The organism is Agromyces hippuratus, from assembly GCF_013410355.1.
In the GTDB taxonomy this organism is placed as follows: Bacteria; Actinomycetota; Actinomycetes; order Actinomycetales; family Microbacteriaceae; genus Agromyces; species Agromyces hippuratus.
Window position 1 is genome coordinate 3,143,654 of sequence record NZ_JACCFI010000001.1, and the last position, 16,263, is coordinate 3,159,916.

Genomic DNA, 16,263 nt, shown 5'->3' on the forward strand with positions numbered 1-16,263 from the left:
CGCGATCCGTAGCCTCATCGCACACACCCGCAATCGAGGAGCACCCGTGACGGTCACCGAGCAGTTCGCGACGCGCGAGGCCGTGCGCCGTGCGCCGGCGACGCAGGCGACGGCGACGGACGCCGCGGCTCGGCCCCGCCCCGCCGGCCCCGGCCCGCTCGCGGTCCTCGCCGACGAGGGTCTCGAGGTGCCCGTGCTCGGCGGCCGGTTCGTGCGGCACGTGAACCTCGACGTCGCCGCGTCGGCGCCCGCGCTCGAGGTCGTGGCGCAGCAGGTGACGCGCGTGCTGCCGTACTACGCGAGCGTGCACCGCGGCTCGGGGTACCCGTCGCAGCTGTCGACCTCGCTCGTCGAAGACGCGCGGCTCGCGGTGGCCCGTCACGTCGGCGCCCGCGACGACGACCTCGTGGTCTTCACCCGCAACACGACCGACGCCCTGAACCTGCTCGCCGGCGCCGTGCCCGGCGACACCGTGGTGCTCGACCTCGAGCACCACGCCAACCTGCTGCCCTGGCGCTCGCGCCGGCTCGTCGAGGGGCGGGCGACGATCGCCGCGACCCTCGACGCCCTCGACGCCGAACTCGCCCGCACGCCGGCCGCGCTGCTGTCGGTGACCGGTGCGTCGAACGTCACCGGCGAGGTGCTGCCCATCGACCGGCTCGCCGAGATCGCGCACGCCCGCGGCGCGCGCATCGCCGTCGACGCGGCGCAGCTGCTGCCGCACCGCCGGGTCGACGTCGCGGCATCGGGCATCGACTACCTCGCATTCTCGGGTCACAAGGCGTATGCCCCCTTCGGCGCCGGCGCCCTCGTCGGCCGGTCCGACTGGCTCGACGCCGCCCCCGCCTACCTCGCCGGCGGCGGGGCCGTCGACGCGGTGCGGGTCGACGGGGTCGACTGGAAGCACGGGGTCGAACGCCACGAGGCCGGCACCCCCAACGTCATCGGCGCCGTCGCGCTCGCCCGCGCGCTCGCCGAGCTCGATCGGCTCGGCGACGATGCGCGGCACGACCACGAGCAGGCGCTCACCCGGCGGCTGCACGAGGGGCTCGCAGCACAGCAGGGGGTGCGCGTGCTCAGCGGGTTCGGCGACGGGTTCGGCGACCGCCTCGGCATCGCGACGATCGAACTCGAACGCGGCTCCGTCGGCCTCCTCGCCGCGGCGCTCGGTGCGGAGCACGGCATCTCGGTGCGCGCCGGACGGTTCTGCGCGCACCCCTTCTTCGAGCGCACGGCGACCCGGGCGAACGGCCTCCGTGCGAGCCTCGGCGCCGGCAGCTCGGCCGACGACGTCGACCGGTTCCTCGACGCGCTGGCGACGCTCATCGCCGACGGCCCGGCCCACGCCTACGACCGCTCGCCCGAGGGCTGGTGTCCGCGCGTCGACGACCGCCCTCGCCCCGACTTCGCCCTCGCTTGAGACCACTCCGCGGGGGCTCTCGCATGTCGCCGGGGCGCCGGGACTCCGGGGCATCCGTCACCGAATCGATACGCAACGGCCGCCCGTCGTGGTCCACACTTGGCGCATGGGATCAGCGTTGACCACCATCGGACTCCCCGTCGCCCTCGGCATCATCATGTTCGGGCTCGGACTCTCACTCACCCCGGGCGATTTCGCGCGGGTGGCGAAGCATCCGAAGGCGGTGATCATCGCCCTCGTCTGCCAGCTGCTCCTGCTGCCGGCGCTCTGCCTCGGGCTCGTGATGGTCTTCCAGCTGCCGCCGGTGCTCGCGGTCGGCATGATGCTGCTCGCCGCGTCGCCCGGCGGCACGACGGCGAACCTCTACAGCCACCTGTTCCGCGGCGACGTCGCCCTGAACATCTCGCTCACGGCCATCAACTCGGTGCTCGCCGTCTTCACGCTGCCGCTCATCACGAACCTCGCGATCGCGTACTTCCTGCCCGGTGACGACGGACTCGGGCTGCAGCTCGCCAAGGTCGTCGAGGTGTTCGCGATCGTGCTGCTGCCCGTGGTGCTCGGCATGCTCGTGCGCTGGTGGCGCCCGGGCTTCGCCGATCGCATGGACAAGCCCGTGCGCATCGCCTCCGTCGTGATCCTCGTGATCGTCATCGCCGGCGCGATCGTGTCGAACCTCGAGCTGCTGCTCGAGAACTTCGGCAGCCTCGCAGCGATCACCGTGCTCTTCTGCGTGCTGAGCCTGACGATCGGCTACCTCGTGCCGCGCCTGCTGCGCGTCGGGCCCGCCCAGTCGATCGCGAGCTCGTTCGAGATCGGCATCCACAACGCGACGCTCGCGATCGTGATCGCCCAGACCGTCATCGGCAGCGTCGAGATGAGCCTGCCCGCCGCGGTCTACGGCGTGCTGATGTTCTTCGTGGCGCTCGGCTTCGGCTTCCTGATCCGCCGGCGGGGCCCGGCACCCGAGCGAGCGGATGCCGCGGCAGACGCGATGCCCGCCGCCCGGGCCGAAGCGGGGGAGCCCGCGAGCTGACCTCCGGCATGCCGGCGCGCAGGTGCCGGCGACCCGCGCGGATTCGTAGACTGGGCGGGTCACGCACGGAGGGGGAGGCATGCAGCCGCTCGACGAGAAGGATGTCCGCTCGCTCTTCGGCAACGCGAACGCATCCGAGCTCGAGCAGCTCGCGTTGCCCGTGCGCTTCTTCGTGACCGAGTGGGCGCCGCTCGACGCCTTCGGGTGGCGAGACCCCCGCATCCCGTCGCGCGGCTACCTCGTCACCGAGCTCGAGGGGATGCCCGCGGGCATCGTGCTCCGGGCCGCCGACCGCACCGGGTCGCACCATCGGGCCGCCATCTGCAACCTCTGCCACACGCATCAGCCGGGCGACCAGGTCGAGCTGTTCTCAGCCCGCCGTGCGGGCGCGGCCGGCGAACGCGGCGACAGCATCGGCACCTACATCTGCGCCGACCTCGCCTGTCAGGAGACCGTGCGCCTCGGCCGACCGCCTGCGCCGTCGGAGGTGCTGCCGAGCGCGCACGAACTCGAGCGCATCGAGGGGCTCGCGCGCCGCACGCGGGCGTTCGTCGCCGAGGTGCTCGGCGTCGGCTGATCGATCAGGCGTCAGGCAGCGGCATCCGGAACCGGCGCGAGCGTCGGCCGCTTCGCCGCGCGTCCGTCACCCGAGGAGCGGCCCGTGAGTCGCCGCCCGATCCACGGCAGCACGAACTCGCGGTAGTACGCGGCGGTGTTGCGGCTCTTGGGGCCGGCGGGCGCCGCAGCGACCTCTTCGACGCCCCACTCGACGGGCACTGCCACGCCCAGCCCCGTCAGCACGTTGCTCGCGACGCGCGCGTGGCCGAGTGCGTTCAGGTGCAGCTTGTCGGGCGACCAGTAGCGGATGTCGCGGAGGCCCACGTCATTGAAGTTGTCGACGAACGTGACACCGGGGCGGTCGGCGAGGTCGACGAGGGCCGCGGTGAGGCGGGCACCGCGCGCGTCGAACACCTTGCCCATGGGCAGGTGGTCGGTCGGGTTCGCGCCGCTCAGCATGAGCACGTGGATGCCCTCGGCGCGGATGCGCTCGATCGCGTCGCGGAAGCGCGAGGCCGTGACCTGCTCGTCCATGCGGGGTCGCAGCATGTCGTTGCCGCCGCCGTTGAAGCTCAGGAGTTCGGGGCGCAGGGCGATCGCCGGGTCGAGCTGCTCGTCGATGATCGGGCCGAGCTTGCGGCCGCGGATCGCGAGGTTCGCGTACCCGATGGGCTCGCGCGCCGCGGCGGCGAGGCCGATCGCCACGAAGTCCGCCCAGCCGCGCACCGACCCGTCGGGCATCTCGTCGCCGACGCCCTCGGTGAAGCTGTCGCCGATCGCCGCGTAGGAGTGGAACATGCCTCCACGCTATCGCGGGCCGCGCGGTGCGGTGCGGGAAGCGCGCAGCTCAGCGCGCGTGCTGCTCGTGCTCGAAGACGCAGTCGGCGCCGGGGAAGAGCAGCGTCTCGTGCCCGTCGTCGAACCGAACGAGGTAGGGCGGGCCGCCGTCTTCGCCGCGCACCTCGAGGATCTCGCCGCGCCGCGGCGCCTGGCCGACCTGCTTGCCCTGGATGGTGAGGTGTTCTCCGACGGTTGCGTGCATCGCGTCCTCCTCCGAGTCCTTCCAGCGTACGCCGGTGGCCACTGCCACGGTAGGGCTGCGCCGGGCGTCGTTCCGACCCTTCCCACGGACGCGTTCGGCGGCTAGGGTTGCCGAGTGGGTCAAACGTCCCACTTTCGAGCAGAGCGGATGCCGCGGCATCCGCTCACCGCCGCCAGTCGACGAACAGCGAGGTTCCCCATGGCCGATGCCGCCACCCCCGACACCACGGCCGAGACGCTGGCCTTCCCGCAGGGATTCCGCTGGGGCGCCGCCACGGCGGCCTTCCAGATCGAGGGATCGACGAGCGCGGGCGGCCGCGGCGAGTCGATCTGGGACGTCTTCACCCGCACGCCCGGCCTCGTGATCGACGGCTCGAACGCCGAACTCGCCGCCGACAGCTACCGGCGCTACCGCGACGACGTCGCGCTGCTCGCGGGCCTCGACGCCGACGACTACCGCTTCTCGATCTCGTGGCCGCGCGTGCAGCCCGGCGGCACGGGCCCGGCGAACGAGGCGGGGCTCGCGTACTACGACCGTCTCGTCGACGAACTGCTCACCGCGGGCATCGCGCCGGTGCCGACCCTCTACCACTGGGATCTCCCGCAGGAGCTCGAGGCCGCCGGCGGCTGGCTGAACCGTGACACCGCCTACCGCCTCGCCGACTACGCGGGGCTCGTGGTCGACCGGCTCGGCGACCGGGTGCAGCGCTGGATCACCCTCAACGAGCCCGCGATGACGACCCTGCAGGGCTACGCGCTCGGCAGTCAGGCCCCGGGCCACGCGCTCATGATGGGTTCCCTGCCGACCGCCCACCACCAGCTGCTGGCGCACGGTCTCGCCGTCGCGGCGATCCGCGAGCGCGGCGACGCCGAGGTCGGCATCACGAACAACCACACGCTGATGGTGCCGGCATCGGACGCCCCCGCCGACCAGTTCGCGGCCGGCGCCTTCGACCTGATCTACAACCGCATCTTCGCCGACCCCGTGCTCACGGGCGCGTACCCCGACCTCTCGGGCTTCGGCCTCGAGGCGATGCCGGGCCTCGAAGACGGCGACCTCGAGTTGATCGGCGCGCCGATCGACTTCTACGGCATCAACTTCTACAACCCGACCCTGGTGGCGGCGCCGCGCGAGGGCTCTGAGTTCGCGGCGGCCGGCCTGCCGTTCGAGCCCGTCGAGTTCGAGAACGTTCCGACCACGGGCTTCGACTGGCCGATCATGCCCGAGACGTTCACCGAGCTGCTCGTCTCGTTCGCACGCGACTACGGCGACCGGCTGCCTCCCGTCGTGATCACCGAGAACGGCGCGTCGTTCCCCGACGAGGTCGTGGGCGGTGCGGTGACCGGCGCCGTGCACGACGAGCGGCGCATCGACTACGTCGACCGGCACATCACGGCGGTGCGGCACGCGATCGACCAAGGCGTCGACGTGCGGGGCTACTACCTGTGGTCGCTCACCGACAACTTCGAGTGGGCCGAGGGGTACACGCAGCGATTCGGACTCGTGCACGTCGACTTCGAGACCGGCGAGCGCACCCCGAAGGACTCGTACGCCTGGTACCGCGACCGCATCGCGGCGTCGCGCTAGTCGACGGCGAGCAGCGCCGCCCACAGGTCGGCCCGGGCGTGGAAGCCCGAGAGGTCGCGGCCGAGCAGCCGCTCCGCGAGGGCGATGCGGCTGCGCACCGTGTGCCGGTGCACGCCGAGCGCCTGCGCGGTGGCGTCGAACTGGCCGCCGTGCTCGAGCCAGGTGCGGGTCGTCGTGAGCAGGGCGGTGCCGCTCTCGGCGTCGTGCTCGGTGAGCGGGGCGAGGGTCGCGAGCGCGACGGCGCGGGCATCGGTGCGGGCGAGGAACGCCAGCACTCCTTGGCGACTGATCTCGTCGAAGTGCACGACGCCCGAGCCCGACTCGCGGGCCCGCTCGACCGCGCGCAGCGCCTGCTCGTGGGCGAGTGCGATGCCGCCCGTGCCGACGGGGTCGGAGAGGCCGACGGGCAGGTCGAACTCGGCGGCGAGCTCGTCGGCGAGACCGGAGTCGGCCTCCTCCAGCACGAGCACGAACTGCTCGTCGTCGCGGCCGAAGAAGAGCCGGCCGCCGCGCTCCTCGACGCGCAGCTCGAGCAGCTCGGTCAGTCGGTCGACGGCGGTGAGCGGGGCATCCGTCACGGCGATGCGCATCGGCGCCGACGGCAGCGGCCCCCACATCTCGGTCGCGACCCGCTCGGCGAGCGTCAGGTCGCCGGCCAGGATGCCGCGGAGCAGCCCCGACCGCAGGTGGCCGCGTGCCCGGTCGAGGTCGCGGTTCTGCTCGAGGGCGAGCCCCGCGAGCGCGATCACCGAGGTGACGACCTCGCGGCCGGCCTGGTCGAGCTCGGGGGAGTCGCCGATCGCGAGCACCCCGCGGAGCGCCCCGCCGCCGCCGAGCGTCTGCAGGGTCATGCGCTGCGGTGATGCGGTCGACTCGCCGGCGAGCAGCGTGCGGCTGGCGCGCTGCCCGCGGCGGAGCATCGAGCGAGCCTCGCCGACGACCTCGCCGAGCAGCGGCTGGCCGAGGCCGTCGGCCGGCGCCTCGCGGTCGAGCGACCCGGTCGCGTCGATGAGCCCGACCCAGGCGCCGAGGCGGTGGGAGAGTTCGGCGAGCGTGGCCGAGAGCCCGTCGGGTCGCAGTGCCGCGAGCGAGATCGCGCGCTGCGCGTTCAGCGCCCAGGCCTGTCGCGCGTAGGCGTCTTCGGCGATGAGGTCGGCGACCGTGCGGGCGATCGCGATGAACGGCACCCGGTAGGGCACCTCGAAGAGGGGGAGCCCCTGCGCGGCGCACGCCTCGACGAGCGACTCGGGCATGCCCTCGCGGATCACCTCGGTGCCGAAGCCGAGCGCGGCGACGCCGGTCTGGCGCAGCCGCTCGACGTAGGCGGCGGCGAAGCCGGCCTCGGCGTCGTCGCCGAACTGCGTGCCGGTCGTCAGCAGCACGTGCCCGGCGTCGAGGAACGGGGTGGGGTCGGCGAGGTCGGAGCTGTGCGCCCACACGACGCGTGCGGCGAGCGCGCCGTCGGGCAGGCCGGACGGAGCGGTGAGCAGGCCGAGTGCGAGCTCGGGGCGGTCGAGCAGGGTCTGCACGGTCGGCTGCACGGCGGGCTCCTTCGAGGCTCCTGGCGAGCGGTGGGGTGGCGTCGCGGCGATCGGTGCGACCGTCGGCGACGACGAACCCAAGTGTACGCGACGTCCAACCAGATGGCGTTGGGTGTACAGGCGGGCGCTGAGGCATCCGCTCGGCCCGACCTAGCATTGGCGGCATCCGCCACCGTCGTCACCCCGCATCGGAGCACTCATGACTCTCGTCGACACCCCGGCCACCATGACCGGAGGACCCGCGCTCGCCCAGGAGCGCCGTCTCGTCACCGCCATCCCCGGCCCGCGCTCGCAGGAGCTCATGGCCCGCAAGGCCGCAGCCGTCGCCTCGGGCGTCGGCCACACCCTGCCCATCTCGGTCGTCGCAGCGGGCGGAGGCGTCATCGTCGACGCCGACGGCAACTCGCTCATCGACCTCGGCTCGGGCATCGCCGTCACCGGTGTCGGCAACTCGGCGCCCCGCGTCGTCGACGCCGTCACCGCGCAGCTGAACTCCTTCACCCACACGTGCTTCACCGTCTCGCCGTACGAGGGCTACGTCGCCGTCGCCGAGAAGCTCAACGAGCTCACCCCCGGCGACCACGTCAAGCGCTCGGCCCTCTTCAACTCGGGTGCGGAGGCCGTCGAGAACGCGGTCAAGATCGCCCGCCACTTCACGAAGAAGCAGGCCGTCGTCGCGTTCGACCACGCCTACCACGGCCGCACGAACCTGACCATGGGCCTCACCGCGAAGAACATCCCGTACAAGAGCGGATTCGGCCCGTTCGCCTCCGAGGTGTACCGCGCACCGCTCAGCTACCCCTTCCGCGACGGCGGCCTGTCGGGCGCCGAGGCCGCGGCCCGCGCCATCTCCGTCATCGAGAAGCAGATCGGCGCCGAGAACCTCGCCGCGATCATCATCGAGCCCATCCAGGGCGAGGGCGGCTTCATCGTCCCCGCGCAGGGCTTCCTCCCCGCGCTCGTCGAGTGGGCGGCCGCGAACAACGTCGTCTTCATCGCCGACGAGGTGCAGACGGGCTTCGCCCGCACCGGCGCCTGGTTCGCGAGCGAGCACGAGGGCATCGTGCCCGACCTCGTCGTGGCGGCCAAGGGCATCGCCGGCGGCCTGCCCCTCTCGGCGGTCACCGGCCGTGCCGACATCATGGACTCCGCGATGGCCGGCGGCCTCGGCGGCACCTACGGCGGCAACCCGCTCGCCTGCGCCGCGGCGCTCGCCACCATCGAGACGTACGAAGAGGACGGCCTCATCGAGCGCGCCCGCGAGATCGGCGCCGTGCTCATCGGCCGCCTGAACGCACTGCGCACCGCCGACCCCCGCATCGGCGACGTCCGCGGCCGCGGCGCCATGGTCGCGATCGAGCTCGTCGACCCCGCCACCGGCGCTCCCGACGCTGCGCTCACGAACGCGGTCGCCAAGTACGCCCACGCCAACGGCGTCGTCGTGCTGACCTGCGGCACCTACGGCAACGTCATCCGATTCCTGCCGCCGCTCACCATCTCCGACGAACTGCTCATCGACGGCCTCTCGGTCGTCGCGGAAGGACTGAAGAACGCATGACCGACCTCCTGGCGGCGACGACGACGTCGACCGCAACGGATGCCCCGGCGAGCCCGCTGATCGCAGCGGGCTCCGCCGCGCAGCACATCGCGACGCCCCTCACCGACGCGCGCGCCCAGCTCGCCGAGGCGGTCGGCCTGCTCGGCTACACCGACGGCCTGCACCAGATGCTCGCGACCCCGCGCCGCGAACTCACCGTCGCCGTGCCGCTGCGCATGGACTCGGGTGAGAGCCGGCTCTACATCGGCCACCGCGTGCAGCACAACTTCTCGCGAGGCCCGGCCAAGGGCGGCCTGCGCTACGCGCCGAACGTCAACATCGACGAGGTGCGGGCCCTCGCGATGTGGATGACCTGGAAGTGCGCCCTGCTCGACGTGCCGTACGGCGGCGCGAAGGGCGGAATCGCGATCGACCCCCGCGAGCACTCCAAGGCCGAGCTCGAGCGCGTGACCCGTCGCTACACGAGCGAGATCCTGCCGATCATCGGCCCGGAGCGCGACATCCCCGCGCCCGACATCGGCACCGACGAGCAGACGATGGCCTGGATCATGGACACCTACTCCGTGACCAGCGGCTACACGGTGCCCGGCATCGTGACCGGAAAGCCCATCGCGCTCGGCGGTTCGCAGGGGCGGGCGAGCGCGACCTCGCGTGGGGTGACCCACATCGCGCTCGCCGCGCTCCGCCACCGCGGCATCGAGCCGTCGCGGGCGACCGCTGCGGTGCAGGGCTTCGGCAAGGTCGGTGCGGATGCCGCGCGGTTCCTCTCCGAGGCCGGCGTGCGCGTCGCCGGGGTGAGCGACCAGTACGGCGCCGTGTTCAACGCGGCGGGCCTCGACATCGAGGCGCTCTCCGACCACGTGCGCGCCACCGGTTCGGTCGTCGGCTTCGCCGGCGCCGAGGCGATCGACGGCGCGCAGCTCATCACGCTCGACGTCGACCTGCTCGTGCCGGCCGCCGTCGAGGGCGTGCTGCACGAGGGCAACGCGGCGTCGGTGCAGGCCACCGTCATCGTCGAGGGCGCGAACGGCCCGACGACGCCGGGTGCCGACCGCATCCTCCGCGAGAACGGCGTGCTCGTCGTGCCCGACATCCTCGCGAACGCGGGCGGCGTCATCGTCTCGTACTTCGAGTGGGTGCAGGCCAACCAGGCCTACTGGTGGCGTGCCGACGAAGTGGAGTCCAGACTGGAGGAGCGGATGCTCAGCGCGTGGCAGCACGTGCTGGGCTATGCCGAGGCGCGGGGGCTCTCGCTTCGCACCGCCGCGACGGCGCTCGCGGTCGAACGCGTCGCCGAAGCGCACAAGCTGCGCGGCCTCTACCCCTGATCGCGAACGCCGCACCGCTCTCGACACCGTCACCCCGACACACCGAACGGAACTCACACGCATGACGACTGCAACACAGGAAGCGACCGTGCTCGACCGCATCAACGGCGGGCTCTTCATCGGCGGCGAATGGGTCGACGCCGAGGGCGGCAAGACCCTCGCCGTCATCGACCCCGCGACCGGTGCGACGATCAAGGAGATCGCCGATGCATCCGTCGCCGATGGCATCAAGGCGCTCGACTCCGCGGTCGCCGCGCAGGACGCGTGGGCCGCGACGGCTCCGCGCGAGCGCGGCGAGCTGCTGCGCCGGGCGTTCGACCTGCTGCAGGAGCGCAAGGAGGAGTTCGCGCTCCTCATGACCATGGAGATGGGCAAGCCCCTCGCCGAGGCGCGCGGAGAGGTCGCCTACGGCGGCGAGTTCCTGCGCTGGTTCAGCGAGGAGGCCGTGCGCATCTCGGGCCGCTACGGGCTGAACCCCGAGGGCACCGGCAACATGATCGTCTCGCAGCGCCCGGTCGGCCCGTCGTTCTTCATCACGCCGTGGAACTTCCCGCTCGCGATGGCGACCCGCAAGATCGCACCCGCGCTCGCCGCAGGCTGCACCGTCGTCATCAAGCCCCCGGCCCTGACGCCGCTCACGACGCTCGCGTTCGTGCAGCTGCTCGAAGAGGTCGGCCTGCCGGCCGGCGTCGTCAACGTCATCGCGACGTCGACCTCGTCGAAGGTCTCGGGCCCGATCATCGCCGACCCGCGGCTGCGCAAACTCAGCTTCACGGGTTCGACCGAGGTCGGCCGCAGCCTGATGAAGGAGGCCGCACAGGGCATCCTCCGCACTTCGATGGAGCTCGGCGGCAACGCGCCGTTCGTCATCTTCGAGGACGCCGACCTCGACAAGGCCGTCGACGGCGCGATGCTCGCCAAGTTCCGCAACATCGGACAGGCCTGCACCGCCGCCAACCGCTTCATCGTGCACGAGTCGGTGGCCGCCGAGTTCGGCAAGCGCGTCGCCGAACGCGTGCAGGCCATGCGCGTCGGCCGCGGCACCGAAGACGGCATCGCCATCGGCCCGCTGATCGACGCGAAGGCGGTCGCCTCGACCGACGAGCTCGTCGGCGACGCCGTCGCCAAGGGCGCCACGGTGCTCACCGGCGGCACCGTGATCGAGGGCGAGGGCACGTTCTACGCCCCGACCGTGCTCGGCTCCGTGCCGGCCGACGCCCGCCTCCTCCGCGAGGAGATCTTCGGCCCGGTGCTCGGCATCACGACGTTCTCGACCGAAGACGAGGCCGTGCGCCTCGCCAACGACACCGAGTACGGTCTCGTCTCCTACGTCTTCACGCAGGACCTGGCGCGCGGCCACCGCATGATCGACCGCCTCGCCACGGGAATGATGGGCCTGAACACCGGCCTCGTCTCGAACGCCGCCGCGCCGTTCGGCGGCATCAAGCAGTCGGGCATCGGCCGCGAAGGCGGGCTCGAGGGCATCCACGAGTACCTCGACACGAAGTACACGCTCATCCCGGTGAGCTGAACCACCTGAGCGGATGCCGCAGCTCGCGCCGCGGCATCCGCTCGCCCGGGTCTCGATACAGCCCCGACGGGCCCACTCGACCAGCACCAGAATCGAAGGAAGTACGTAGAACCATGGAACGCATCGACTGCGACGTCGTCATCGTCGGCGCCGGGGCCTCCGGCCTCACCGCCGCCACCAAGCTGAAGGCGGCCGGCAAGTCCGTCGTCGTGCTCGAGGCGCGCGACCGCATCGGCGGCCGCCTCTGGACCGACGACATCGACGGCGCCATGCTCGAGATCGGCGGCCAGTGGGTCTCGCCCGACCAGGACGCGCTCGTCGAGACGCTCGACGAGCTCGGCCTCGCGACGTACGAGCGCTACCGCGCGGGCGAGAACGTCTACATCGCCGAGAACGGCGAACGACGACTCTTCGAGGGCGACATCTTCCCGGTTCCTGCCAAGACCGAGGGCGAGATCGTCGGCCTCATCGAGAAGCTCGACGAGCTCGTCGCCGAGATCGACCCCGACGCGCCGTGGACCCACCCGCGCGCGAAGGAGCTCGACGAGGTCTCGTTCGCCGAATGGCTGGGCACCCAGACCGACGACGAAGAGGCGAAGCTCAACATCGGCATGTTCATCGCCGGTGCCATGCTCACCAAGCCCGCGCACGCGTTCTCGGCGCTGCAGGCACTGCTCATGGCGGCATCCGCCGGTTCGTTCTCGAACCTCGTCGACGCCGACTTCATCCTCGACAAGCGCGTCGTCGGCGGCCTCCAGCAGGTGCCGCTCCTCCTCGCGGAGCGCCTCGGCGACGCCGTGCGCACCGGCCAGCCCGTGCGCACGATCCGCTGGACGCCGGATGCCCCCGACGCCGGCGTCGTCGCGGTCACCGACTCCATCGAGGTGCACGCGAAGCACGTCGTGCTCGCGCTGCCGCCCATCCTCATCAGCCGCATCTCGTACGAGCCGCCGCTGCCCCGTCGCCAGCACCAGATGCACCAGCACCTCTCGATGGGCTTCGTCATCAAGGTGCACGCGGTCTACGAGACGCCGTTCTGGCGCGAGCAGGGGCTCTCGGGCACCGCGTTCAGCCCCTACGAGCTCTGCCACGAGGCCTACGACAACACGAACCACGGCGACCCCCGCGGCACGCTCGTCGGCTTCGTCTCCGACGAGGAGGCCGACGGCGTCTTCACGCTCTCGGCCGAGGAGCGCAAGGCCCGGATCCTCGAGTCGATCTCGCACTACTACGGCCCCGAGGCCCTGAACCCGGTCGTCTACTACGAGAGCGACTGGGGTTCCGAGGAGTGGACCCGCGGCGCCTACGCGGCGAGCTTCGACATGGGCGGCCTCGCGCGCTACGGTGCGGACCTCCGCACCCCCGTCGGGCCGATCCACTTCTCGTGCTCCGACATGGCAGGCAAGGGCTACCAGCACGTCGACGGCGCGATCCGCGTCGGTCGCGAGGTCGCCGACGAGATCCTCGGCGCGAACTGATGACCACCCGCATCGTCGTCGGCTACACGGCGAACGAATCCGGCGCCGACGCGCTCGCCCTCGGCGGGCGACTCGCGGCGGCCAGTGAGGCGCTCGTCGAAGTCGTGATGGTGCTCCCCATCGAGGCGCGCGGCGCCGTCGTGCCGCCCGACACCGGATACGAGCGCCACCTGAAGGAGCGCTCGCGGGGCTGGCTGGCCGAGGCGTCGGCGCGCCTCGGCGACGGCGTCGAGCAGGCGCTGCACATCCGCTACGCCGAGTCGTTCGCCGAGGGCCTCGTGGCCGCGGCGCACGAGTTCGGCGCCTCGCTCATCGTCGTCGGCGCCGCGCGCGGCGGGTTGCTCGGCCGGTCGCGCATCGGTTCGGTGGCCAACGACCTGCTGCACGCGTCCGACGTGCCCGTGGCGCTCGCCCCGGCGGGCTCCCGCGAGACGCCCGTCACGCTCGGCGTCACCCGCATCACGGGTGCGGTCGGCACGCGCTCGGGGGCGGGGTCGGTGCTCGACATCTCGGTGCGCCTCGCCCGGCTCACCCACGCGCCGCTGCGGCTCGTGTCGCTCGTCTCGATCGACCTGCCGGCCGGCATGGACGAGGAGCTCGCCTCGCTCGCGAGCACCGCCCACGCCGACGACGTGCTCGAGGAGGCCCGCCGGGCGCTGCCCGCCGGCACGACGGCCACCGCGGTCGTCGCCTCCGGCGACACGATCGAGCAGGCGGTCGCTGCGCTCGAGTGGCACGCCGGCGAGGTCGTGCTCGTCGGCTCGAGCCGCCTCGCGACCCCCAGCCGCCTCTTCCTGGGCTCGACGGCATCGAAGATGCTGCGCGAGCTGCCGGTGCCGATGATCGTCGTGCCGCGCTCCACCTCCTGAAGGATCACGCAATGACGCACCAAGAACCCCACCAGCAGCACACCGAACCGCACGCGCCGTTGACCACGGCGAGCGCCGCGGTCGACGGCTCCGATCACGGCATCTCGAAGAAAGGGCTGTCGGCGGGTTCGGTCGGCCTCATCGGCGCGATCGTCATCGGCATCTCGTGCATCGCGCCCGCCTACACGCTGACGGCCGCCCTCGGCCCGACGGTGTCGGAGGTCGGCGTGCAGGTACCGGCGATCATCCTCGTCGGCTTCATCCCGATGCTGCTCGTCGCGCTCGGCTACCGCGAGCTGAACAAGCGGATGCCGGACTCCGGTACCTCGTTCACCTGGGCGACGCGCGCCTTCGGACCCTGGGTGGGCTGGATGGCCGGCTGGGGCCTCATCGCGGCGACGATCCTCGTGCTGTCCAATCTCGCGGGCATCGCGGTGGACTTCCTGTTCCTCCTGATCGCGCAGGTCTCGGGCAATCCCGAGATCGCCGACCTCGCCGCGAACCCGTTCATCAACGTCGCCGTCTGCCTGCTGTTCATGCTCGGCGCGACGTGGATCTCGTACCGCGACATGCAGACCACCCAGAAGGTGCAGTACTGGCTCGTCGGGTTCCAGGTCGCGGTGCTCATCCTGTTCTCGGTCGCCGCACTCGTCGAGGTCGCGAACGGCAATGCGTTCGACGCGACGCCGATCGAATGGTCGTGGTTCAACCCGTTCGCCGTCGGATCGTTCTCGGCGGTCGTCGCCGGTCTCTCGCTCTCGATCTTCATCTTCTGGGGCTGGGATGTCACGCTCACGATGAACGAGGAGACGAGGGGGTCGGAGAAGACGCCGGGCCGGGCCGCGACGATCACGGTCGTCACGATCTTCGTGCTCTACCTGCTCATCGCCGTGTCGCTCATCTCCTACGCGGGCGTCGGCGAGGGCGAGTTCGGACTCGGCAACCCCGACATCCAGGACAACGTGTTCTTCCACCTCGCCGGTCCGATCCTCGGCCCGTTCGCGGTGCTCGTCTCGCTCGCCGTGCTCACGAGCTCGGCGTCGAGCCTGCAGTCGACGTTCGTGGGTCCCGCCCGTACGCTGCTCGCGATGGGCCACTACGGCGCGCTCCCCGAGAAGTTCGCGAGCGTGAGCCCGCGCTTCTTCACGCCGGGGTATGCGACGATCGTGTCGGCGGTCGTTGCATCCGTCTTCTACGCCGTCATGCGCCTGCTGAGCGAGAACGTGCTCTGGGACACGATCACCGCGCTCGGCATGATGATCTGCTTCTACTACGGCATCACGGCCTTCGCATGTGTGTGGTTCTTCCGCTCGGTGTGGTTCCGCTCGGTGCGCAACGTCTTCTTCACGCTGCTCGCCCCGCTCGTCGGCGGAGTCATCCTGGCCGTGCTCTTCGTCACGACGCTGATCGACAGCATGGATCCCTCCTACGGCAGCGGCTCCAACATCGGCGGCGTGGGCCTCGTGTTCATCCTCGGCATGGTCGTGCTGCTCGGCGGTGCAGCGGTGATGCTCTGGCAGTGGCGCAAGCGCCCGGCGTTCTTCCGCGGCGAGACGCTCTCGCGCGCGGTCGCAGAGGACTGAGCCCAGGCTCAGCACAGACGAGGCCGCCCCCTGCGACACCAGGGGGCGGCCTCGTTCTGCGTCATGGAGGCATTCGCGAGAAGTTTGTGCCGAATGGGCCGCTGCCGGACATACCTACTGTGAGGGCATCTGACGGAAGGGCGCGCGATGGATGACTGGCTGGACGAAGCGGTGCGGCGGGGCGCGCCGCGGCCGCTGGGAGCGGAGCCCGTCGCCGCGAGCGAGGCGGTCGCCGTCGCGCACGCGGTGGCCGCCGCAGAACGCAACGGGCGGCGGATGTCGCGCCGCGGCGCGTTCCTCGGCGGTGCGGCGCTCAGCCTGGGCATCCTGGGTCTCGGTGTGACCGCGGCGGCCGCCGCGCCCGCGGTGATCGACTGGCTCGGGTGGACGCCCGATGTCGTCGCGCAGCGGAGCTTCGACATGAACGCCAACCGCATCGACCCCGCCGACCTCGAGCTGCCGCCGACGCAGCCGCTCGACATCTCGGCCTACCTGCCCGACCCGCGCGACGAGGCATCCGCGTAGGGGGCGGCGCAGCCCGCAACAGCCGCACCGATCTTCCAAGATGCTCGTGTGAGTTCCGCCTCACATGAGGCGGTTCTCACACGAGGCTCACGGAATCTGACTGCGACGGTTGCGACGGTTGCGACGGTTGCGACGGTTGAGACGACTGAGACGACTGAGACGACTGAGGCAGTAGAGGCGGTTGCGCGAGTGCAGGCAGGTGCACCGCAG

General features: G+C 71.6%; 14 protein-coding genes. 11 read left to right on the plus strand and 3 right to left on the minus strand.

Annotation, left to right across the window (positions count from 1 at the left end; all coding sequences use genetic code 11):
* The first annotated feature begins 46 nt into the window (after nt 1-46).
* The 3 genes from BJY17_RS14695 to BJY17_RS14705 all read left to right on the plus strand — a co-directional run bounded on the left by BJY17_RS14695 (nt 47) and on the right by BJY17_RS14705 (nt 3,030).
* Nucleotides 47-1,420, plus strand: a complete 1,374-nt coding sequence (locus tag BJY17_RS14695; protein ID WP_218889924.1) for an aminotransferase class V-fold PLP-dependent enzyme — start codon at nt 47-49, stop codon at nt 1,418-1,420.
* Nucleotides 1,421-1,538: 118 nt separating this feature from the next.
* Nucleotides 1,539-2,453 carry a bile acid:sodium symporter family protein gene (locus tag BJY17_RS14700; protein ID WP_246303740.1) on the plus strand — a complete coding sequence of 305 codons (915 nt, stop codon included), beginning with the start codon at nt 1,539-1,541 and terminating at the stop codon, nt 2,451-2,453.
* Between the two features lie 79 nt (nt 2,454-2,532).
* Nucleotides 2,533-3,030: an FBP domain-containing protein gene (locus BJY17_RS14705; protein ID WP_179552018.1), complete on the plus strand. Its 498-nt coding sequence runs from the start codon at nt 2,533-2,535 to the stop codon at nt 3,028-3,030.
* 11 nt (nt 3,031-3,041) lie between these two features.
* Here the strand turns inward: BJY17_RS14705 and BJY17_RS14710 are convergent, their stop codons facing one another.
* Together BJY17_RS14710 and BJY17_RS14715 are read right to left on the minus strand one after the other, a co-directional pair.
* Nucleotides 3,042-3,809 (minus strand): SGNH/GDSL hydrolase family protein, encoded by a 768-nt coding sequence (locus BJY17_RS14710; protein WP_179552019.1) that lies wholly within the window; start codon nt 3,807-3,809, stop codon nt 3,042-3,044.
* A 49-nt stretch (nt 3,810-3,858) separates the two neighbouring features.
* Nucleotides 3,859-4,053 (minus strand): DUF1918 domain-containing protein, encoded by a 195-nt coding sequence (locus BJY17_RS14715; protein ID WP_179552020.1) that lies wholly within the window; start codon nt 4,051-4,053, stop codon nt 3,859-3,861.
* Between the two features lie 198 nt (nt 4,054-4,251).
* Here BJY17_RS14715 and BJY17_RS14720 point away from each other — a divergent pair, with 198 nt between their 5' ends.
* Nucleotides 4,252-5,640: a GH1 family beta-glucosidase gene (locus BJY17_RS14720; protein ID WP_179552021.1), complete on the plus strand. Its 1,389-nt coding sequence runs from the start codon at nt 4,252-4,254 to the stop codon at nt 5,638-5,640.
* On the opposite strand, the gene BJY17_RS14725 is transcribed toward BJY17_RS14720, so the two are convergent.
* The gene (locus BJY17_RS14725; protein ID WP_179552022.1) at nt 5,637-7,181 is read right to left on the minus strand and encodes a PucR family transcriptional regulator; all 1,545 of its coding nucleotides are present in this window, start codon (nt 7,179-7,181) and stop codon (nt 5,637-5,639) included. The genes BJY17_RS14720 and BJY17_RS14725 overlap by 4 nt on opposite strands.
* 199 nt (nt 7,182-7,380) lie before the next feature.
* Between BJY17_RS14725 and gabT the strand changes: the two genes are divergently transcribed.
* From gabT to BJY17_RS14760, 7 genes are all read left to right on the plus strand, one after another.
* A complete protein-coding gene (gabT, locus tag BJY17_RS14730; protein ID WP_179552023.1) occupies nt 7,381-8,739 on the plus strand; it encodes a 4-aminobutyrate--2-oxoglutarate transaminase in 1,359 nt (452 codons plus the stop codon).
* A complete protein-coding gene (locus tag BJY17_RS14735) occupies nt 8,736-10,067 on the plus strand; it encodes a Glu/Leu/Phe/Val family dehydrogenase (RefSeq protein ID WP_179552024.1) in 1,332 nt (443 codons plus the stop codon). The genes gabT and BJY17_RS14735 overlap by 4 nt, the downstream gene beginning before the upstream one ends.
* A 61-nt stretch (nt 10,068-10,128) precedes the next feature.
* Nucleotides 10,129-11,598: an NAD-dependent succinate-semialdehyde dehydrogenase gene (locus tag BJY17_RS14740; RefSeq protein WP_179552025.1), complete on the plus strand. Its 1,470-nt coding sequence runs from the start codon at nt 10,129-10,131 to the stop codon at nt 11,596-11,598.
* Nucleotides 11,599-11,711: 113 nt separating this feature from the next.
* On the plus strand, nt 11,712-13,076 hold the full coding sequence (locus BJY17_RS14745) for a flavin monoamine oxidase family protein (protein WP_179552026.1): 1,365 nt from the start codon (nt 11,712-11,714) through the stop codon (nt 13,074-13,076).
* Nucleotides 13,076-13,945: a universal stress protein gene (locus BJY17_RS14750; RefSeq protein WP_179552027.1), complete on the plus strand. Its 870-nt coding sequence runs from the start codon at nt 13,076-13,078 to the stop codon at nt 13,943-13,945. The genes BJY17_RS14745 and BJY17_RS14750 overlap by 1 nt, the downstream gene beginning before the upstream one ends.
* 11 nt (nt 13,946-13,956) lie before the next feature.
* Complete coding sequence (locus BJY17_RS14755) at nt 13,957-15,528, plus strand: APC family permease (RefSeq protein WP_179552028.1); 1,572 nt, start codon at nt 13,957-13,959, stop codon at nt 15,526-15,528.
* Between the two features lie 147 nt (nt 15,529-15,675).
* The gene (locus BJY17_RS14760) at nt 15,676-16,053 is read left to right on the plus strand and encodes a hypothetical protein (protein WP_179552029.1); all 378 of its coding nucleotides are present in this window, start codon (nt 15,676-15,678) and stop codon (nt 16,051-16,053) included.
* Nucleotides 16,054-16,263: the final 210 nt, after the last annotated feature.